Below are 21314 nucleotides of genomic sequence, written 5' to 3'. Positions count from 1 at the left end.
GTTGCTATGGTGTCCGCATGAGCCTGTCCAGCGCCCCTTCCGATCCGGCCATCGCCCACCACGCCGCGCTCGACGCGCGGCTGGTCGCGGCGGTACGTGGCATCCGCCTGCTTACCCTGGCCAGCTGGCCGGCGTCGACGCGGGCGCCGTTCCTGGACAGTGTGGCCCGCGGTGCGCCGCAGCTGCCGCAGGTGACCTACCCGCGGCACGATTTCAGCGCGGCGCGGCGCGAACTGGCGGTGATCGCCACGGCCGCCGATCCGGCGCACCCGCTGGGCCGCTATCTGCGTGATTCGGTCGCCAGCTGGGACCTGGCCGCGCGCCTGCTGGAAGCGCTGGGCACGCGCGAAGTGGATGCGCTGTCGGCGCAGTTGTTCGGTACCCCGGAACAGCCCATGCCCGGCCATGGGCCGACGGTGCGCGAGGCGGCGCGGCATTTCATCCAGATCGCCAACGAGCTGGACCACGAGCTGCTGGCGCCCGAGGAACAGGTGCCGGTGTCGGCCACCGCGCTGCAACTGCAGCTGCAGAACGACCTGGACGGCTTCTTCGAGTCGCGCGTGATCAACGTGGTGCTGGACCCGGACCTGATCGCCAAGGCGGCGGCCGGCGCCACCCAGATCCGCCTGCGCAGCGGTGCCTGTTTCAGCGTCTACGACCGCGCGCAGCTGTTCCACCACGAGGCGCTGGTGCATTCGCTGACCGCGCTCAACGGACGCCGGCAGGCGCTGCTGCCGAGCCTGGCGCTGTCGTCGCCGCGCGTCACCGCCACCCAGGAGGGGCTGGCGACGTTCGCCGAGCAGATCACCGGCAGCATCGACATCCAGCGGCTCAAGCGCATCAGCCTGCGCATCGAGGCGGTCGCGATGGCGCGCGGCGGTGCCGATTTCATCGAGGTGTTCCGCTACTTCCGCGACGCCGGGCAGGCCGCGGAGGAGAGTTTCGCCTCGGCCCAGCGGGTGTTCCGCGGGGTGCCGGTGTACGGTGGCGGCGCCTTCACCAAGGACACCGTGTACCTGTGCGGGCTGGTGTCGGTGCATACGTTCTTCCGGCAGATGCTGCGCGACGAGAAGCTGCGTTACTGCCACTGGCTGTTCGCCGGCAAGATGACGCTGGGCGACGCGCAGGCGCTGGCGCCGTTGTTCGAGAGCGGGGTGCTGGCGCCGCCGCGCTGGCTGCCGCCGTGGCTGCAGCGCGCCAACCGGCTGGCCGGCACCCTGGCGTTCTCGCTGTTCGCCAACCGCATCCGCATGGACCGCATCGGCGAGTAGCGCGGGCGCGCAGGTATTGGTTGCCAATGCAACGGCCTGGCCCTCGCATTGGTTGCGTGACCCACAGCCGCAGGCTATGGGCCGGGGCTGCGCATGGGCATGGCGCGGTGCTGGCCGGCGCCATTGTGCGAGTGTCGGTGGTCATCGCCAAACCGCGGATTCGACAGGTGTTTTTGCCGGGAACGGCGCGCGCCCGGGCGGCCGGCAAGCAGGCCTGCGGCAGCGCCTGCGGGCGTGGGCGCAGGCCATCCACGGCGGCTGCGGACGGCGTTGACGCTGCGGGTCGCCACGCGCCAAGGTGAAGACGCGACGGGCGGTACGGCGGGGAGGCCGGACCGGGGGAACCGGCGCAGGCGCAGGGAGGCGCAAGGCAGGCATGCCGGGGTTCCGGTCCGCCGGCCCGCTGGCCCGCCATCGGTGGCATCCCATCATTCCTGCCTTCTTCGTCCGGGGGACGCATGCGCAACCGTTTTTGCCTGCGGTCGATCGCTGTCATGTGGCGACCGGCACTGCTGCTGATGCTGGCGCTGCCGTTGCTGGCAAGCGCGGCCGATGCCGACGACCGCCAGGCCGCGATCGACCGCCTGATGCAGCCCTATGACGGCGACGTTCCCGGTGCCTCGCTGCTGGTGCTCAAGGACGGCAGGGCGCTGGTCCGGCGCGGCTACGGGCGCGCCGACCTGGAGCGTGGCATCGCCGCCGGCACCGACACCAACTACCGGCTTGCCTCGGTGAGCAAACAATTCACCGCCGCGGCCATCCTGCTGCTGGCGCAGGACGGCGCGCTGTCCATCGACGACCCGGTCAAGCGCTGGCTGCCTTCGCTGCCGGCCGTGGCCGATGCCATCAGCCTGCGCCAGCTGCTGGCGCACACCTCCGGCGTACTCGATTACGAGGACCTGATGGGTGCGTCCTGGCAGGGGCAGATCCGCGACGCGGGCGTGCTGGCGCTGCTGGAACGCGAGAACCGGCTGTACTTCCCGCCCGGCACCACCTACCGCTACAGCAACAGCGGCTATGCGCTGCTGGCGCTGGTGGTCGAGCGCGCCTCGGGGATGGATTTCCCCGCGTTCCTGCACGCCCGCATCTTCGCCCCGCTGGGCATGCGCGACAGCCTGGCCTACGTCGCCGGCGGCCGCGACGTGCCGCATCGCGCCTGGGGCTACAGCCAGGCCGCGCAGGGCTGGGAGCGCACCGACCAGAACATCTACAGCGCCGTGCTCGGCGATGGCGGCATCTATTCGAGCATCGACGACCTGGCGCGCTGGGATGCGGCCTGGTACGACGGCCGCCTGTTCGATGACGCCACGCGCGCGCTGGCGCTCGGCCGCCAGGTCCCGGTGGACACCGCGCCGGAAGCGACCTGGTATGGCTTCGGCTGGCGTATCGCCGAGGGCCGGCAATGGCACAACGGCGAAAGCATCGGGTTCCGCAACACCCTGGTGCGCTGGCCGCAGCAGCACCTCACCGTGGTGCTGCTGAGCAACCGCAACGACCCGACGCCGTATGCGACCGCGCAGGCGATCGGCGCACTGTTCCTCGACGAGATTCCAGCGGCGCGGCCCTGACCGCGCTGCCCGCTCCGCCGCTGTACCTGCTGGGTTGTCCGTCCCCGTCGTTCCCCCTGGAGAAATCATGCGTAGCCAGCCAGACCCCCGATTCAACCTCCTGTGCATTGCGCTGCTGGCGGCCATGGCCGTGCCGGCCATGGCGCAGGAAGCCGCCCCGGCGGCCACCACCCTGGACAAGGTCAACGTCACCGGCTCGCGCATCAAGCGCGTGGACGTGGAGGCCGCGCTGCCGGTCACCATCGTGCAGAAGGCCGAGATCGAGGCGCAGGGCATCACCTCGGCCGAGCAGCTGCTGTCCTTCCTCAACATCGCCGGCAATGGCGCCGACGGCATGGTCTCGGCATCGGTGGACATGGACCTGGGCGAACTGCGCGGCACCGCCGGCGTGTCCGGCGCCAACCTGCGCGGGCAGGGCAGTGACGCCACGCTGGTACTGCTCAATGGCCGCCGTGTCGCCACCCATGGCCTGCGCGGGCAGGCGGTGGACCTGAACTCGATCCCGTTCGCGGCGATCGACCGGGTGGAAGTGCTGCGCGATGGCGCCTCGGCCATGTACGGCACCGACGCCATCGGCGGCGTGATCAACTTCATCACCCGCACCGACTACCAGGGCATCGCCGTCAACGCCGGTTTCGACGTGACCCAGCACGGCGGCGGCAACATCTACAACTACAGCCTGCTGGGCGGCACCGGCGATCTGGATGCCGACCGCTGGAACGTGTGGGGCACGATCAACTGGCGGCGCAGCGAGTTCCTGCGCAGCTACCAGCGCGATTTCGCCAACAGCTTCCAGCCCGACCGCGGGGTGTCGCCGGACACGCGCGGCACCCCGTTCGCCACCGTGACCAACGCCAGCGGCGGCATCATCAACGGCTCGCTCATCGACCCCGACGGCGGCAGCAAGCAGAACTACGTCAACATCCTCAACCTGCCCGGCGGCGCCGGCTGCGAGAACGGCGGCCCGGCGATGGGGCCCTACGACTACCGGCTGTGGGACAGCGGCAGCTCCAAGTACGCCTGCGCGTGGGACTACCCGGCCGCGCAGGCGCTGCAGCAGCCGCAGGACAGCCTGCAGTTCCTGGGCCGCGCCACCATCCGCATCGGCGACAACCACCGCTTCTACGCCGAGGCGATGGGTTCGCGGGTGAAGTCAGAGCGCGAGTACGAGCCGCTGCAGCTCACATCCAGCGCATCGCTCACCTCGGTGATGGGCCCCGGCACCTGGTATCCGCTCAACCCCAACACCAAGGACACCTACGACAAGGTGTACAACGCGCTGGCCGCGTACTTCGGCACCGCCAACCTCACCTACGGCAACCCCATTCCCTACCGCTGGCGCTGCATGGCCTGCGGGCCGCGCCAGATCGAGACCACCACCAAGTCCTACCGCCTGCTGGCCGGCCTGGAGGGCAGCATCGGCAGCTGGGACTACGACATCGGCCTGTCGCGCGCCTCGAACAAGGCCGAATCGGTCCTGCGCGGCGGCTACTACTTCTCCAGCGGCCTGCGCGCCGCGCTCGGCAGCGGCCTGCTCAACCCGTTCCTGATGCCGGGGCAGCAGCAGAGCGAGGCGGCCATGGCCGCGCTGCAGAGCGCCTCGGCCAGCGGCGTGCACCTGTACGGCGGTGAATCCACCGTCACCACGGCCGACGCCAGCTTCAGTGGCGGGCTCGGCTTCAGCCTGTGGGGCAGCGAGGCGCAGCTGGCCACCGGCGTCGAGGCGCGGCGCGAGGAGTTCGAGTTCGGCGGCGTGCAGGTGCTCGACGGCGTGCCGTTGAACTACACCACCATCTACCAGGCGCCGTTCGACGAGACCAGCGACCTGCCCAAGGTGCGTCGCGACGTCAACGCGGTGTATGCCGAGATGTACCTGCCGATCATCGACACCCTCGACGTCACCGTGGCGGTGCGCCACGACCGCTACGACACCTTCGGCGGCACCACCAACCCGAAGTACTCGTTCAAGTGGCAGCCGATCGAATCGCTGGCGTTCCGCGGCGCCTACAGCACCGGCTTCAAGGTGCCCGAGTTCACCAAGCTGTTCGCCGGCGTCAACCGCCTGGACTACTTCGGCCGCGACCTGGTCGACCCGGCCAGCTGCCCAGGCGGCTCGGTCAACTCGTCGATACCGGGGTGCGACCTGATCCAGCCGGTGATCATCACCGGCGGCAAGACCGACCTGCAGCCGGAGGAATCCTCGCAGAGGAGCATCGGCTTCGTGTTCTCGCCGACCGACAACTTCAACCTGAGCCTGGACTGGTGGGAGATCGAGCGCACCAACACCATCCGCGTGCCCAACCTGGCGACGCTGACCGCCAACTACGCGCTGTTCGCCGAGAACTGGATCCGCGACGGCAGCGGCAAAGTCACCGCGATCGACCAGCGCTACATCAACTCCGGCGGCACCCTGACCCGCGGCGTGGAGCTGGACGCCAACCTGAGCGGCGACCTGGCCGGCGGGCGCTGGCACGTCAATCTCAACGGCAGCTACATCGACACCTTCAAGGAAAAGTCGCTGGCCAACGAGCCGTATGGCGACAACAAGGTCGGCGAGTACGTGCGCTTCTACAACCTGCCGCTGAAGTGGAAGCACACGCTGGGCGTCGGCTGGGCCCGCGGCGACTGGGCGCACCTGCTCACCCAGGTCTACCGGTCCGGCTACAAGGACGAGGAGCCGGTCAGCGTCGAGGGCGGCTTCTACACGCCGGCCAACTGGAACCCGGACGTCGATGACTACATCACCTACAACTACAGCCTGACCTGGACCGGGATGGAGAACACCCGGCTGACCCTGGCGGTGCGCAACCTGCTCGACACCGATCCGCCGTTCACCGCGCACCAGGTCGATTTCGCCTCCGGCGCGGCCTGGGAGCCGCGCGTGGCCGATCCGCGCGGGCGTTCGTTCAACCTGCAGGTCGAGTACCGCTTCAACTGATCCTGCCAACAACGCCGCCGGGCAACCGGCGGCATCGGGACCCACCATGACGGATACGGACATCGCCTCCAGCGGCCGCCGCGGCTTCATCACCGCGGCCCTGGGCACGGCACTGGCCGCCTCGCTCGACGCGCGCGCCGCGCCGCTGCTGGGCGTGCCGGGCACGGCGCGCCTGGCCGCGGCCAACGCCTGGCTGGAGATCGACCTGGACGTGTTCGACGCCAACCTGCGGCGCGTGCGCGCCCTGGCCGGCGACGCGCAGCTGTGCGCGGTGCTCAAGGCCGATGCCTACGGCACCGGCATCGACCGGGTAATTCCGCGCCTGGTCGCCGCGGGCGTCGGCTGCGTCGGCATCGCCAGCACCGAGGAGGCGCGCATGGTGCGTGCCAGCGGCTATCGCGGGCGGGTACTGCGGGTGCGCGCGGCGACGCTGGGCGAGGTGGAGGCCGCCTGGCCGTACCGGGTCGAAGAACTGGTGGGCAACCTGGCCGTGGCGCAGACGCTGGCCGCGCTGGCACGGCGCCGCCGGCGCGCGCTGCCGGTGCACCTGGCGCTGAATTCGGCCGGCATGGGCCGCAACGGACTGGAGCTTGCCACCGGGCAGGGACGGCACGACGCGGTGGCGCTGGTGGCGGCCGAAGGCCTGCGCGTGGTCGGCCTGATGACCCACTTCCCCAGCGAGGACCCGGCCGACGTGCGCGCCGGCGTGGACACGTTCCGCGAGCAGGCCGACTGGCTGTTCGCCAACACCGCGCTGCGGCGCGGAGACGTGCAGCTGCATGCGGCCAACTCGTTCGCGTTGCAGCATGTTCCCGAATCGCGGCTGGACATGGTGCGCCCGGGCGGTGCGCTGTACGGATACGGCGGCACGCCGAAGCCGCCGTTCGCGCACGTGGCCGCGTTCAAGACCCGGGTCGCGTCGGTGCAGGCGTTTCCCGCCGGCGACACGGTGAGCTACGACCGCACCTTCACCCTGCGCCGCGATTCGCTGCTGGCTAATCTCCCGGTCGGTTATTCCGACGGCTACCGCCGCGCCTATTCCAACAAGGGCAGCGTGCTGGTCCGTGGCCGGCGCGCGCCGGTACTCGGCCGCGTCACCATGAACACCACGATGGTGGACGTCACCGACATCCCCGGCGTGCAGGCCGGCGACGAGGTGGTGCTGTTCGGGCGCCAGGGCGGGGAGCAGATCACCCAGGCCGAAATCGAGGCCTGGACCGGGGTCATCCTGGCCGACCAGTACAGCGTCTGGGGCGCGTTGAACCCGAAGTTCCCGCGCACCCGCTAGGGGCGCGGCTACGCTGCGGGCGGCACGCCGCGGGTTTCGGCCAGGCTGCGCTGGAACTGCCGTACGAACTCGGTGGCGGCCTTGGACGGCGGCCGGTCCTCCAGGTACACGCACTCGACGCGGAAGCCGATTTCCGGTTCCAGCGGGCGCGCCAGCAGGTTGCCGCCGGCATTGGCGCAGGCGGTGAATTCGTCCAGCACGCTCATGCCGGCGCCGCAGCGGGTCAGCGCCGCGGCCAGCGAATAGGTCTGGTTGGACACGACCTCGCGCATGCTCACGCCCTGGCGCTTGAGCTCGTTGGTGAACAGGTCGCCGATGGGGCCGCTGCTGGCCAGGCCGACCATGTCGCGGTCCTGCAGCCAGCGCAGCGGGATCGCCGCCGGCGGGTCGGGCCATTGCGCGGCGTCGAACAGCAGCATCAGCTGCCCCTGCCCGAGCACGCGGCGCTGCATGCGCGGATGCTGCGGCGGGTTGTAGGCGATGGCGATGTCGCATTCGCGCTCGTACAGCGCCTGGAACAGGTCGCCGTGGTGCAGGGTCTGCACGTCGAACGTGACTTCCGGGTGCTGGCGCCGGTACTGGGTGATCGCCGCCGGCACCACGTGCTGGCCGAGCGAGGGCACCACCGCCAGGCGGATATGCCCACCGCCGATGTCGCGGATGTGCGTGACCGCCTTCTGCAGCGACAGCAGGCGGTCGTAGATGTCCTTGACCTCGACGAACAGCGCGTGCGCCTCGTCGGTGGCGACCAGCCGCCCGCGCACCAGCTTGAAAAGCTCGAAACCCAGCTGGTACTGGGTGTGGTGCAGGACCTTGCTGACCGACGGCTGGGAGACGTGCAGCGATCGTGCCGCGGCACTGATCGAGCCGGTGGTGTAGACCGCGTGGAAGACTTCAATCTGGCGCAGGCGCATGGCCTGATCCTAGTCGATGCGGGCGTTGCCGGCGACCGTTCGCGGCGCCGCCATCACTGCGCCATCGCCAGCGCCACCGCGCGCTCGCCACTGCCCATCGCCAGGGTCCAGCCGAGCATGCCGTGGCCGAGGTTGCACACCAGCCCGGCGCCAATGGCGCGGATCTCGGGCGAGGACCAGGGGGTGACCGGGCGCAGGCCGGCCCAGTCGCTTTCGATGTGCGCGTAGTCCACCGCCTCGGGCATCGAGGCCCGCGCCATCGCCACCAGCTGCGCCATGCGCCCCGGGTCAGGGCGTGGATCCCAGTGGTTGAGGTCGGCCAGCCCGGCCACGCGCATGCGCTCGCCGAGGCGGCAGAACACCAGTTTGCGCGAGGTGTCGGTGATGCTCGCGGTGGGCGCACGCGGGCCACACGGCGCGGTGAACGAATAGCCCTTGATCGCCATCAGCGGCATGCGCACGCCCAGCGGCCGCAGCAGCGCCGCGCCGTCGATGCCGTTGCACACCACCAGCCGCCGCGCCTGCAGCGCCGCGCCGGCATGCGGCTGCAGGCACCAGCCGTCGTCCTGCCGCACCACGCGCCGGATATCGACACCGAAGCGCGCCTGCAGGCCGTACTGCTGCTGCAGCACCTGCAGCAGGCCGACGCCGAAGCGGAACGGATCGCCGGCTTCCTCCTGCGGCGAATGCACCGCGCCGGCCAGGCCCGGCATCGCGGCCAGCGCCGGTTCGGCGGCAATGGCCTGGCGCGCGTCGAGCAGGTGCTGCTCGACCCCGAATGGCTGCTTGAGCGCGATCATCGACGCCGCGCCATGCAGCGCCGCGGCGTCGTGGTAGACGTGCAGCTTGCCCGAGACGGCGTGGTCGAAAGCGATGGGGTGGCGCTGCAGCAGAGCGTGCAGCGCGCTGCGCGACTCCAGCGCCAGCTGCAGCGTCGCCAGGGTGTTGGCGCGCAGCCGTGCGCTGCCGGTCTGGCGCAGGAACGCCAGGCCCCAGCGCCAGAAATCCGGGTCGGCCGACCAGCGCGTGCGGAACGGGCCGTTGCGTCCGAACAGCATGGCCGGCAACTGGCGCCAGGTGGAAGGGCCGGCCATGGCGTCGGTGTAGGCGTAGCTCAGCTGCGCACCGTTGGCGAACGAGGTGCCCTGCACCGGGCCGTCGGCGCGGTCCAGCAGCAGCACGGACAGGCCGCGGCGCGCGGCGGCATAGGCGGTGGCGAGTCCGACGACGCCGGCGCCGAGGACGACGAGATCGGCGCGTGCGGGTTCGCCGCGGGGTTCAACGGGATGCATCGGGGGTCCGGTGGGCAGGAAAGGCGGCGGTGCCGTCGCGGCGTGGGTCGGCGGCCCATTGCCAGCGCCCGTCGCGCAGGAACACGCCATGCAGGCCGGAATCCTCGCCGGCACCGCTGCGGATATCCACGCCGTGCTCGCGCAGCGCGGTACGCACCGGTGCCGGGAAGCGGCCGGCCTCGCCATCGAAACGTTCGCCGCGCGCGACCAGGTTGGGCAGCGCCACTGCCTGGTCCAGCGGCAGGCGCCAATAGAGCAGCCCGACCAGGGTCTTGCCGATGTAGGCGGGAATGGCCGAGCCGCCGGGCGATCCCAGCGCGCCGGCCAGGCGGCCGTCGCCGTCGAGCATCAGCAGCGGCGCCATCGACGAGCGCGGGCGCTTGCCGGCGGCGATGGCATTGGCCATGCCGGGGCGGCCGTCGGTGCGGTCCCAGGCGAAATCGGTGAGCTGGTTGTTGAGGAAGAAGCCGCCGACCATGCGCCCGGAGCCGAAGAACGATTCCACGGTGGTGGTCACCGAGACGGCATTGCCGTGGCCGTCCACGACCACGAAATGGCTGGTGCCGCCGGGCTCGTCGGTGGCGTCGGAGGCGATGACCGGAGCGCCGGCCGGGACCCCGGGGCGCGGCGGCCGCGGCGCGGCCCGGGTGCCGATCAGGGCGCGGCGCGCGTCCACGTAGTCGGCCGCCAGCAGGCCATCGACCGGAACGTCGACGAAGCGCGGATCGCCGACGTAGTGGTCACGGTCGGCGTACATCAGCCGGCTGGCCTCGGCGAACAGCAGCCACGCCTGCGGGTCGCCCGCATCGCGACGGTCGATATCGGTACCGTCCAGCAGCGCCATCAGCTGCAGCAGGCCGACGCCACTGGCCGGCGGCGGCAGCGAGCACAGCCGGTAGCCGCGCAGCGGACGGCACAGCGGGGCCACTTTCTCGGCGCGGTAGCCTGCCAGGTCATCCAGGGTCATGGCCCCCGGGCGTGGTGCGTCGGCGGTGCGGGCGACGATCGCCCGGGCCAGCGCACCGTGGTAGAACGCCTGCGCACCGCCGGCGGCCAGCGTGCGCAGCGTCGCCGCGTAGGCCGGATTGCGCAGCGTGTCGCCGGCGCGCAGGCGTCCGCCGTGGCCGTCGTCGAACAACCGCCGCACGTCGTCCGTCGCCGCTTGTGGGAACTGGCCGTGGATGTGCCGCTGCAGCCGCTCGGTGATGGTGAAGCCCTGCTCGGCGGTGGCGATGGTGCCGTCGAACAGGCGCGCCCATGGCAGCCGGCCATGCTCGCGCAGCGCCAGGGCGAAGGTGGCGATGGTGCCGGGTACGCCGGTGGCGCGCCCGGAGAGCATGGCGTCGCCACGTGCCAGCGGGTGTCCGTCGGCGTCGTCGAACCAGCCGGCAGCGGCTGCGGCCGGTGCCTGTTCGCGGCCGATGTAGCCGCTGACCTGGCCGCTGTCGGCGTCGTAGGCCAACAGCACCGTGCCGCCGCCGATGCCCGAACTCTGCGGTTCCACCAGTCCCAGCATCAGCTGCACCGCCATGGCCGCGTCCATCGCGCTGCCGCCGCGTTCGAGCACCTCGGCGCCGGCGCGCGCGGCCAGTGGGTGCGCGGCGACGACGATGGCCGGCGAGGGCGGTGCGGCAGGGGCGGCGGTTGCCGGCGCACGCGCGTCCGGCGCGGTGCCGCACGCGGCAAGCACCAGGCACAGCAGCAGGCACAGCAGCAGGGGCGTGCCGAGGCGGCACCAGCGCAGTGCAACGGCGGACGCACCGGCCGTGGGGGAGGGCGTGTGGCGGGCGGGCGTCTGCATGGCCGGCAGATTACCGTCGGGCCCGCCATGGCGGGGATCACAATCGCGGTGCAGGTGTTAACCGGCAGCTATGGCATGCCGCGGCCCGGCATCCGCCATGCGGCGGCTGCCGCGCGCTTCCATGCGCACCAGCTATACCGTCGGCCATCAATGATGGGGGACAGGCACGCCGGTGCCGAGGTGCTCGAACGCGGCGCTGGCCACAGCACTCGCCGCCACACCCGCGCTGGCGGTGCTGTTGCCGCGCGCGGGCGACATCGGCGGCGAAACCGCCGGGTGGAAGGCCGCCGACGTGCCGGGCACCGTGGCCGCGCTGGCCCGCTAGGCGGTGTCCAACCCCGGCGCGGACTACGGCGGCAAACTCACGGCTTCGGCCGCGACTGCCTGAACCTGCGCCGATCACCGACATGGCGGTCTCCCGGCAGAAGTTGGTGCAGTTCGTCTATCGCGCCAGCCTGTTCATGAAGCCGGTCTACGCCGGGGGCGATGATGAAGTGGTGCTGCACGCGGTGCGGAACGGGATCGACGAAGGCCTGGCCTTCCGGACCCTGAGCGGTCGTCCGGTTTGAAATGCGCATCCGAGGATGCCCTTCGCGGGCCATCGTGCTGTCGCAACGAGCAGGAGAAAGGGTGGCATCTCGTCACAATAAGAGTATGTTGGTTACATTTGAAACAATCGTCCTTCAAAGCCCATCCGGTTTTGGGGCCACTCATCGCCAATGACACCACGGCGCCCGGAGTGGGTGCCATCAGAGACAGAATGGGGCACAACACCCCAGGGTGCAGCGGCGCGTCTCAAGGAGAGTCATCACTTGAGTCTTCGATCACCAATGCACGGCAACGCCGTGTCGTGCCGGATCCGTAGCGACGCGGCCCGCATCCCGCGAAACGGTGAATGCGCATAGTCCCGCTAGCGCCGGTCGCGTCGACCCGCTGTCGATGCCCGCGAGCGCACACCGGCGGACTGTCCCGCTGTTTTCCCACCCACAAGTCCCTGTTCCCCCCCCTGGGCGAGTGCGCTGAGCACGGGGGATGTCCACGCCGTGGCGCCGTGCCTCCAACGAGCGTACCCGGCGGTGAAATGTGCAGCCAATGCTGTGAATCCTCGTCAACCCGACCGTTACGAAAGGAGACTCCCTTGAAACCTTCAACAAACAATCGCAAGTCGCGCATGGCCACGGCGGTGCTCGCGAGCCTGTTTTCCCTGTCGGCAGGCGGTGCCGCATGGGCGCAGGACACCGGCAGTGCCGGCAAAGCACCCAACATCGTCGTGATATTCGGCGATGACATCGGCTGGCAGAACGTCAGCGCCTATGGCATGGGTACGATGGGTTACACCACGCCGAACATCGACAGCATCGCCAACGACGGCATCAAGTTCACCGATCACTATGCGCAACCAAGCTCCACGGCGGGACGCGCAGCCTTCATCACCGGCCAATACCCGATCCGCTCGGGCATGACCACGGTGGCGATGCCCGGTGGCAGCCTCGGCCTGAAGGCGGCGTCGCCGTCTCTGGCCGAAATCCTGAAGACCCAAGGCTACGCCACCGGCCAGTTCGGCAAGAACCATCTGGGCGACCACAACTTCGCGTTGCCGACGGTGCACGGTTTCGACGAGTTCTTCGGCAACCTCTACCACCTCAATACCCAGGAAGAGTCCGAGCAGCGCGATTACCAGGCCTTCGCGAAGGCGTACTCCGGTTCGGTGGAGGCCTATGAGGCGAAGTTCGGCACCCGCGGCGTGTTGCACTGCTATGCCACGTCGACCGCGGACGCGACCAGGGACCCGCGTTTCGGCGTGGTCGGCAAGCAGCGCTGCACCGACACCGGCCCACTCACCCGGGAACGGATGAAGGAGTTCGATTCGGCGGAAATGATCCCGGCGGCGATGAGCTTCATCCAGCGCTCGAAGGAGGCGGGCAAGCCGTTCTTCGCCTGGATCAACACCAGCCGCATGCACCTCTACACCCGCCTGGACGAAAAGTGGCGCTATGCGGCCGAGAAATACACCAGCGAATACGACCTGCACGGCAGCGGCATGCTGCAGCATGACCACGACATCGGCCTGATCCTCGATCAACTGAAGTCGATGGGCCTGGACGAGAACACCATCGTGGTCTACACCACCGACAATGGTCCCGAGCACAGTTCCTGGCCGCACGGCGCCACCACCCCGTTCCGTGGCGAGAAGATGAGCACCTACGAAGGTGGCGTGCGGGTGCCGGCGTTGGTCAAGTGGCCGGGCCATATCGCCCCGCACCAGACCCTCAACGGAATCCAGGGCCACCAGGACCTGTTCACCACGCTGGCCGCGGCCGCCGGAGTGCCGGACGTGGCGAAGAAGATGATGGCGGAGAAGAAGCAGTACATCGACGGCGTCAACAACCTCCCCTACTGGACCGGCGCATCGTCCGAATCGGCCCGCAACTCGATCCTCTATTACTACGAGGACAAGTTGACGGCGATCCGGATCGGACCCTGGAAGTTCCACTTCTCCACCAAGGAGGACTACTACGCCAACGTCGTGCCGCAGACCGTCCCCGATGTCTACAATCTGCGCGCCGATCCGTTCGAGAGCTACGACGGAAAAGATGCCGGTGGCCACCTGATGCAGAAGGTGTCGTGGCTGATGGCGCCGGCCAGCGAGATCATCGGCGAGCACGTCAGGACGTTGCAGCAGTACGCACCCGTGCAGGGCGGCACCAGCTTCGACATGTCCAATGTGATCCAGGAAACGTTGAAGAAGGGCCAGCAGTAGGCTTGCCCGGATCGAAGCGGCCGGCGCTGCCGGCCGCTTTGCTTCCGGATCCGTGCCGGCGCGGCATCCGGCCACGCCGGCACCGGTTCCCCTTACGATGACAGGTACGCACATGACGGCGACAGGAGCCACGATGGAAGACGGCCCGCGACTGGATCGATCCCGGCTGCTGGAAGGTGGACGCTACCGCTTCCACGCGATGGTCAAGCCGGCCGGCTCCGAGTGCAACATCGATTGCCACTACTGCTTCTACCTGCACAAATCGAAGCTGCTCGACCAGGGCCCGCGCCCGCGCATGGACGACGCGACGCTCGCGCAGCACATCCGCCAGTACATCGAGGCCCAGGACGGCGACGAAGTCGTGTTCTCGTGGCAAGGCGGCGAACCCACGCTGATGGGCCTGGACTTCTATCGCCGGGTGGTCGAGCTCCAGCAGGCCCACGCCCGGCCCGGCCAGCGGATCGAGAACGACCTGCAGACCAACGGCCTGCTGCTGGATGCGGAGTGGATCGCCTTCCTCAAGGCGCACCGCTTCCACGTCGGCCTGTCGATCGACGGCCCGCGCGAGCTGCACGACACCTATCGCCGCGCGCGCAACGACAAGCCCACCTTCGACTACGTGATGCGGGCCGCCGCCCTGCTGCGCGAGGCGGAGATTCCGTTCGCCGCCCTGTGCGTGGTCAATCGCACGAACGCCAGGCGCGCGCGCGATGTCTATCGGTTCCTCGTGGACGAGGTGGGCACCTGGCGCGTGCAGTTCACCCCCGCGGTCGAGCCGGTGAGTTTCATGCAGGTCGCCCCGGCGAAGCTCCCGCACGACCAGGCGCCGCGCCAGCACGAGCGCCGGGCACGTCCGGGCATCGAAGGCGCGATCGTCACCGAGTGGTCGGTGGACCCGGTGGACTACGGTCAGTTCCTGATCGCGGTGTGGGACGAATGGATGCGTACCGACATCGGCCGCGTCCACGTCAACCTGTTCGAGACCGCCGTGGCCCAGGCGGCCGGGCTGCCTGCGCAGATGTGCACGCAGGGAGAGTTCTGCGGCAAGGCGGTGGCCGTCGAGCACGATGGCGAGGTCTTCGCCTGCGATCACTTCGTCTACCCCGAATACCGCAGCGGCAACATCCGCCACCAGCACCTGGGCAATCTGGCGTTCTCGCCGGCACAGATGAAGTTCGGCATGGACAAGCGCGACACCCTGCCGCGCCAGTGCATGGACTGCGACTACCTGAAGCTCTGTTACGGCGAGTGCCCGAAGAACCGGCTGATCCGCACCGACGACGGCGAACCAGGACTCAACTACCTGTGTTCGGGCCTGTATGCGTTCTACAGGCACATCGACCCGGACGTGGTGCGCATCCTGCAGCGGATCGGCGGACAGTCCGGAGCGCGTTAGCGTTCCCGCGCGTGCCGCGGCATCGCGAGTGTCACGCTGCGTACGCCAATCCGAGCAGCCGGCTGTTCGGGCATTCGTGTCGAGCCGGAAGACGCATCACTCCGGTTCGGCCTGGGCACGCCGCACAGGCACGGACGCACGGTTGCCGAACTCTGAACTGAAAGAAGGGCCCGCAATCGCGGGTCTCCCCGGCGCGGACACGACATGTCCACCCGTCGTCGATACTGGCGTCGATCCGGATGGAATGTCGTTCTCCGGGAAATGGCCCATCGGCGACGGGCGGCTGGGCGCGTCGCAGCACGCTGCTGGCAGGTGCCGGTGAGGCCGTGCCGGGCAAGCATCCTGGCGACGACCTCGCCGAGGGCAAGGCGACCCTGTCGCTGATCCACGCGATGCTGCGATCCGACACCGTGGCCCGGCTACAGCCAGGCAAAGCAGCAGTGGCGCGCGGCAACGGCTGTGGGTGGAGGGCGCGTGGTGGGCCGGCAGATTGCCGTCGGGCCCTCCACGGGTGATCACGATCGCGGTGCAGGTGTCAACCGGCAGCACTGGCATGCCGCGGGCTTCCATGCGCGCCAGCTATACCGTCGGCCATCAATGATGGGGGACAGGCACGCCGGTGCCGGCCATGCTCCGGGATGGGCCAGTGCGACCGCCGCCATCGGCACTGCCGCGGGTGGACGGCCGGCAATGCGCCCGCGAACCGCAAACCGGAGATTGGCATGACCCTGCGACTCATCGTATCCCTCCCCGGCCGTGGCATGGCGCTGCTGTTGGGTGCCCTGCTGGCCCTGGCGCCGCCGGCCGGCGCGCGCGAACTGCTCAACTACCAGGCGATCCAGAAGCCCGAGCACGGCGACCGCGGCATGGTGGTCAGCCAGAACCAGTGCGCCAGCGAGATCGGCGCGCAGGTGCTGCGCGATGGTGGCAACGCGGTGGACGCGGCGGTGGCCACCGCATTCGCGCTGGCGGTGCTGTTGCCGCGCGCGGGCAACATCGGCGGCGACGGCTACATGCTGCTGCACCTGGCCGGCGAGAACCGCAGCGTCGCCATCGATTACCGCTCGATGGCACCGGCGGCGGCCACGCTGGAGCGCTTCATCGGCGCCGACGGGGGGATCGACGGCGAAACCGCCGGGTGGAAGGCCGCCGGGGTGCCGGGCACGGTGGCCGGGCTGGCGCTGGCGCATCGCCGCCACGGGCGCCTGCCGTGGGCACGGTTGCTGCAGCCGGCGATCGAACTGGCCGACAACGGCGTGGTGCTCAGCCGTGACGAAGCATTCGCGCTGGACTGGGGACGCGACCGGCTGGCGCGCAGCCCGGCCGGCGCCAGCGTGTTCCTGCACGCCGACGGCAGCGCGCTGCGCGCGGGCGAACGCCTGCGCCAGGCCGACCTGGCGTGGTCGCTGCGGCTGATCGCGCGCGACGGCGAGGATGCGTTCTACCGCGGGCCGATCGCGCAGCGGCTGGTGGCGGCCATGCAGCGCCATGGCGGGCTGATCGGCCGCGACGACCTGGCCGGCTACCGCGCCATCGAACGCGAACCGCTGCGCACCACCTACCGCGGGCACCCGGTGGTGAGCATGCCGCCGTCCAGTGGCGGCGGCGCCAGCGTGCTGGAAATGCTCAACCTGCTCGAGCACGAGGACCTGGCCGCGCACGGGGCCGGTTCGGCCGCGGCGCTGCATGCGATGGCCGAGGCGATCAAGCTTGCCTGGGCCGACCGCGCACGCCACGCCGGCGACCCGGCGTTCGTCAACGCGCCGGTGGGCGGGCTGGTGTCCAAGGCCTATGCCGACGTGCGCTGGCGGCAGTTCTCGCCGGACCGCGCGCTCGATGCCACCGCGCTGGCGGCGGGCGATCCGCTGCCCCATGAAAGCCCGCAGACCACGCATTTCTCGGTGGTCGACGCCGACGGCAACGCGGTCAGCAATACCTTCACCCTGGGCTCGGATTTCGGCGCCGGGGTGATGGCCGAAGGCACCGGCTTCCTGCTCGGCAACCTCATCGGCAATTTCTCGCTGCGCGCGCAGCTTGCCGCGCGCAAGGAGCCGGGGCGTGTGGTCGCCAACGCGCTGCAGCCCGGCCGCCGCCCGGTCTCGAGCATGTCGCCGACGCTGGTGCTGCGCGATGGCAAGGCGTGGCTGGTCACCGGCAGCCCGGGCGGCAACACCATCCCCGGCACGGTGATGCAGACGATCGTGGACGTGGTCGATTTCGGCATGAACATCGCCGAGGCCACCCACCGCCCGCGCATCCACCAGGACATGGGCACCGGCATGCTGCAGATCGAACCGGGCTTCAGCCCCGACACGCTGCGCCTGCTGCGTGGCCTGGGCCACCGCATCGAAAGCGACGAGACCATCGGCAGCACGCAGACGCTGCTGGTCGGCGGGGACGGTGTCCAGGGCGCGGCCGATCCCCGCCGGCCGGGCGCCGGCGCAGCCGCGCAGTAGCTGCAAAAAAAGCAGGGCCGCCATCGCGGCGGCCCTGCGGGATCGTGCTGCGGCAACGTCCGGCTGCGGTCAGTGCGGCCAGAAGTTGAGGAAGCCGGTGATGATCAGCGCGTTGACGAAGTCGATGAAGAACGCGCCCACCAGCGGTGCCACCAGGAACGCGCGCGGCGCCACGCCGTAGCGCTGCACCAGCCGCCGCATCACCGCCATGGCGTTGGCGGTGGTGCCGAGCATGAAGCCGATGAAGCCGCCACCCATCACCGCCGCGTCATAGTCGCGGCCCATCACGTAGAAGATCGGAATCGCGAACAGCGCCACCAGCGCCACCTGGATGACCAGGTTGACCACCAGCGGCAGGCCCATGCCGGCCAGTTCCCACAGTTTCAGGTCCATCAGCGCCACCGCCAGGAACAGTGCCAGGCAGATGTTGCCGATCAGGTCGGTGGTCGGCACCGACAGCCGGATCAGTCCGGTGTAGTCGTCGATGTTGCGGATCACCGCGCCCACCAGCATCGCGCCGATGTAGGAGGGCAGGGTCAGGCCCAGGCCATCGAAGCCCTGGCTGACCCATGCGCCCAGCCACATCGCCATCAGCAGCACCACGATGCTCTTGAGCGCGTCGAACTCGCGCGCCGATTCGTTGGGGAAATGCACGTGCACGCTTTCGTCGTCCACCGCGCTGCCATCGGCCGTGGCGCCGTTGCCGGCTGGACCGCGTATGCCGAACCGCCGCATCAGCACGGTGATGGTCGGGCCGCCGATCAGGCCGCCGCAGATGATGCCGGCCATCGCCGCGGTGATCGCCAGGGTCTCGGCGCCCTGCAGCCCGGCTTCCTCGAACAGCGGCGCGAAGGCCATGCCGGTGGCCGGGCCGCCGGTGAGCGTGGCCGAGCCGGCGAGCACGCCGAACATCGGGTGCAGGTCGAACATCCATGCCACGCCGATGCCGACCAGGTTCTGCAGCACCGCGAACAGGCTGGCCAGCACCAGGAAGATCATCACCTGGCGCCCGCTGACCCGCAGCAGGCGCAGGCTGGCGTTGATGCCCAGGGTGGTGAAGAAGGCCACCATCAGCGGTACCTTGAGGCTGGTGTCCAGTTCGAACAGGGTGGTGTCGCGCGCATGCGCGGCCCACACCAGCAACGCCACCAGCAGGCCGCCGACGACCGGTTCGGGCAGGTTGTAGCGGCGCAGCACCGGGATCGCGCGGCACAGCGCGTAGCCGGCGAACAGGGTCAGGCCGCCGAAGGCGATCGTCTGTACGGCATCAAGTTGGATCATCGAATCAGTACCTCGTGCCCTGCCAGTGCAGGAATCTGGGGCGGTGTCCGGCGCAGGGCCGGCGCCGCCGTGGAAGGACTGCCGCGTGTGGCCGGGCTCCGTGGCACGGGGGAGGGGACGGAGCCACGTGCAGTCCGGCGGAGCCGGCCCGTGCGCATAACGGATGGCAGAAGGTTCGATGCCCGAGGGCGGTATTTCCGCCAGTCGGGCCGGACGGGGATGGCTGCGGCCGGCATGGGCGCAAGCAGGCAGGCATGGGGAATCTCCATGACGAGCGGGCCGGTCTGCTGCGCCGCAACACGATGCGTGGAGCGGGGCTGCGGCATGCACAATAGCCGCGGAGCCGCCTCCAGCGCCAGTCGCAAGAGCGCGTGGCGCCATAGCCGCCCGTTATGCGCGGCAGGTGCCGATGGTGCGGCCCGGCGGTTGCGCAGCCGGGCCGGGCGGGCGCGGGTTCAGCGCGGCGGGCGCTTCCAGGCGACGCAGTCCACTTCCACCTTGCAGTCCACGACCATGCGGTTCTCCACGCAGGCGCGCGCCGGCGGGTGCTCGCCGAAGTAGTGCTTGAACACGCTGTTGAAGGCGTAGAAATCGCGGGCGTCGTCCAGCCATACGCCGCAGCGCACCACATGCTCCGGGCCGTAGCCGGCCTCGGCGAGGATCGCCATCACGTTGCCGATGGCCACGTGCGCCTGCTCGGTCACGGTGCCGCCGACCAGTTCGCCGTCGCGCATCGGTACCTGGCCGGAGACGTACAGCCAGCCGTCGGCTTCGACCGCGCGCGAGAACGGCATGTGCTGGCGGCCCTGGCCGACGCCGCCCTCGGCGCCGTAACGCTTGATGTCGCTCATGGATGCTCCTTGTTGCAGTGATCCTGGATGGTTGCGCGGATGCGCCGGTCGTTCGGCGCCGCGGGGCGATCAGCCGCCCGGCGCGATGAAGCGCCCGGCGCGTGCGACCACTTCGCTGCCGTCGTAGGCCAGCTGTCCGTTGACCCACACCGCGTCGATGCCCTCGGCCGCGCGCACCGGATCGTGGAAGCTGGCGGTGTCGCGCACGCGCGCCGGGTCGAACAGCACCAGGTCGGCACAGCCGCCGGGGTGGATGCCGCCGCGCGCGCCCAGCGCGAAGCGCGAGGCCGGCAGCCCGGTCATCTTGTGCACGGCGGTGTGCAGCGGAAACAGCGCCTGGTCGCGCGCGTAATGGCCGAGCACGCGCGGGAAGGTGCCCCACAGGCGTGGATGCGGACGCGGATCGCGCGGCAGGCCATCCGAGCCGATCATGGTCAGCGGGTGCGCGAGGATGCGGCGCACGTCGTTCTCGTCCATGCAGTGGTAGACCGCGCCGGCCGGCTGCAGGCGCACCGCGGCCTGCAGCAGCGTCACCCCCCAGTCGGCGGCGATGTCGGCCAGCAGGCGGCCGCCCTGCGCCGGTTCCGGTTCGGACCAGGTGACCAGGATGTCGTAGGCATCGGTGACCTGCTTCAGGTCCAGGGTGGAAGCGCTGGCGGCATACGGGTAGCAGTCGCAGGCCACGTCCTGGCTGCCGGAGGCGGCGTCCAGCCGGTGCAGTACCTCGCGGCTGCGGCCCCAGTTGTCGATGCCCGCGCATTTCAGGTGCGAGACGCGCACCGCGGCCTGCGGCGCGCGTGCGGCGTCGAACGCCTCGTCCAGCGCCGCCAGGATGCCACCGAATTCATCGCGCAGGTGGGTGGCGTACAGCCCGCCGTGCGGTAGTTCCCTGGCCAGTTCCGCCACTTCCGCGGATGGCGCATGGAACGCCGAGCCATATGCCAGCCCGCTGCTCAGGCCCAGCGCGCCCTGCGCCAGGCTGGCGCGCAGCTGCGCGCGCATCGCCTCGATCTCTCCGGCGGTGGCGGCGCGGTCAAGCCGGTCCATGTGGTTCTGGCGCAGCGCGGTATGCCCGACCAGGGCGGCAACGTTCACCGCCGGGCGTGCCGCTTCCACGGCCTGGCGGTAGCTGGCGAAATCGGCATAGCGGAAATCGCCCGCCTCGCCGAGCAGGTTCATCGGGTCGGGCACCTCGCCGCGGATGTGCACCGGGCTGGCGCTGATGCCGCAGTTGCCGACCACCACCGTGGTCACGCCCTGCGACAGCTTGCTGGCCATGCCCGGGTTGCGCAGCACTTCAAGGTCGTCGTGGGTGTGCACGTCGATGAAGCCCGGCGCCAGCGCGCGGCCGCCGGCATCGATCACCTGGCGGGCGCCGCCGTCTACCGCGCCGACCGCGACGATGCGGCCGTCGCGTACCGCCACGTCGCCATGGCGGCCGGGGCGGTCGTTGCCATCGAGCACCAGCGCGTTGCGGATCAGTACGTCGTGCATCGA

15 protein-coding genes are annotated in these 21314 nt (G+C 70.0%); 9 read left to right on the top strand and 6 right to left on the bottom strand.

What is annotated here, in order from left to right:
- The first annotated feature begins 17 nt into the window (after positions 1-17).
- From ABB33_RS10090 to alr, 4 genes are all read left to right on the top strand, one after another.
- On the top strand, positions 18-1271 hold the full coding sequence (locus ABB33_RS10090) for a flavohemoglobin expression-modulating QEGLA motif protein (protein ID WP_056931996.1): 1254 nt from the start codon (positions 18-20) through the stop codon (positions 1269-1271).
- A 494-nt stretch (positions 1272-1765) separates the two neighbouring features.
- Positions 1766-2839 (top strand): serine hydrolase domain-containing protein, encoded by a 1074-nt coding sequence (locus ABB33_RS10085; protein WP_054663089.1) that lies wholly within the window; start codon positions 1766-1768, stop codon positions 2837-2839.
- A 67-nt stretch (positions 2840-2906) separates the two neighbouring features.
- Positions 2907-5777 carry a TonB-dependent receptor domain-containing protein gene (locus tag ABB33_RS10080; RefSeq protein ID WP_082595058.1) on the top strand — a complete coding sequence of 957 codons (2871 nt, stop codon included), beginning with the start codon at positions 2907-2909 and terminating at the stop codon, positions 5775-5777.
- Between the two features lie 46 nt (positions 5778-5823).
- On the top strand, positions 5824-7065 hold the full coding sequence (gene alr / locus ABB33_RS10075; protein WP_056931994.1) for an alanine racemase: 1242 nt from the start codon (positions 5824-5826) through the stop codon (positions 7063-7065).
- Between the two features lie 8 nt (positions 7066-7073).
- Here alr and ABB33_RS10070 read toward each other — a convergent pair whose 3' ends face one another.
- From ABB33_RS10070 to ABB33_RS10060, 3 genes are read right to left on the bottom strand one after another with little or no spacing between them, the layout of a single operon-like run.
- Complete coding sequence (locus ABB33_RS10070) at positions 7074-7979, bottom strand: LysR family transcriptional regulator (RefSeq protein ID WP_056931993.1); 906 nt, start codon at positions 7977-7979, stop codon at positions 7074-7076.
- A 53-nt stretch (positions 7980-8032) separates the two neighbouring features.
- Entirely contained in the window at positions 8033-9271 is a 1239-nt protein-coding gene (locus ABB33_RS10065) for an FAD-dependent oxidoreductase (RefSeq protein ID WP_056931992.1), read from the bottom strand.
- On the bottom strand, positions 9258-11072 hold the full coding sequence (locus ABB33_RS10060) for a gamma-glutamyltransferase family protein (RefSeq protein ID WP_082595057.1): 1815 nt from the start codon (positions 11070-11072) through the stop codon (positions 9258-9260). The genes ABB33_RS10065 and ABB33_RS10060 overlap by 14 nt, the downstream gene beginning before the upstream one ends.
- A 172-nt stretch (positions 11073-11244) precedes the next feature.
- On the opposite strand from ABB33_RS10060, the gene ABB33_RS18775 reads away from it, so the two are divergent.
- The 5 genes from ABB33_RS18775 to ggt all read left to right on the top strand — a co-directional run bounded on the left by ABB33_RS18775 (position 11245) and on the right by ggt (position 17685).
- Entirely contained in the window at positions 11245-11397 is a 153-nt protein-coding gene (locus ABB33_RS18775; protein ID WP_161809418.1) for a hypothetical protein, read from the top strand.
- 82 nt (positions 11398-11479) lie between these two features.
- A complete protein-coding gene (locus ABB33_RS19295; protein WP_161809417.1) occupies positions 11480-11641 on the top strand; it encodes a hypothetical protein in 162 nt (53 codons plus the stop codon).
- Between the two features lie 569 nt (positions 11642-12210).
- A complete protein-coding gene (locus ABB33_RS10055; protein WP_198421460.1) occupies positions 12211-13833 on the top strand; it encodes an arylsulfatase in 1623 nt (540 codons plus the stop codon).
- 112 nt (positions 13834-13945) lie between these two features.
- Complete coding sequence (locus ABB33_RS10050; RefSeq protein ID WP_082393837.1) at positions 13946-15229, top strand: anaerobic sulfatase maturase; 1284 nt, start codon at positions 13946-13948, stop codon at positions 15227-15229.
- A 722-nt stretch (positions 15230-15951) separates the two neighbouring features.
- Positions 15952-17685: a gamma-glutamyltransferase gene (gene ggt / locus ABB33_RS10045; RefSeq protein WP_054668589.1), complete on the top strand. Its 1734-nt coding sequence runs from the start codon at positions 15952-15954 to the stop codon at positions 17683-17685.
- A gap of 69 nt (positions 17686-17754) precedes the next feature.
- Here the strand turns inward: ggt and gltS are convergent, their stop codons facing one another.
- From gltS to ABB33_RS10030, 3 genes are all read right to left on the bottom strand, one after another.
- Positions 17755-18966 carry a sodium/glutamate symporter gene (gene gltS / locus ABB33_RS10040; protein ID WP_054663105.1) on the bottom strand — a complete coding sequence of 404 codons (1212 nt, stop codon included), beginning with the start codon at positions 18964-18966 and terminating at the stop codon, positions 17755-17757.
- A 455-nt stretch (positions 18967-19421) separates the two neighbouring features.
- Positions 19422-19817: a RidA family protein gene (locus ABB33_RS10035; protein ID WP_054663108.1), complete on the bottom strand. Its 396-nt coding sequence runs from the start codon at positions 19815-19817 to the stop codon at positions 19422-19424.
- A 69-nt stretch (positions 19818-19886) separates the two neighbouring features.
- Positions 19887-21311 (bottom strand): N-acyl-D-amino-acid deacylase family protein, encoded by a 1425-nt coding sequence (locus ABB33_RS10030; RefSeq protein ID WP_056931991.1) that lies wholly within the window; start codon positions 21309-21311, stop codon positions 19887-19889.
- Positions 21312-21314: the final 3 nt, after the last annotated feature.

It is taken from the genome of Stenotrophomonas acidaminiphila (assembly GCF_001431595.1).
Taxonomy (GTDB): Bacteria; Pseudomonadota; Gammaproteobacteria; order Xanthomonadales; family Xanthomonadaceae; genus Stenotrophomonas; species Stenotrophomonas acidaminiphila.
The sequence above is the reverse complement of the archived record's forward strand: the minus strand, read 5'-3'. Positions and strand labels throughout refer to the sequence as shown.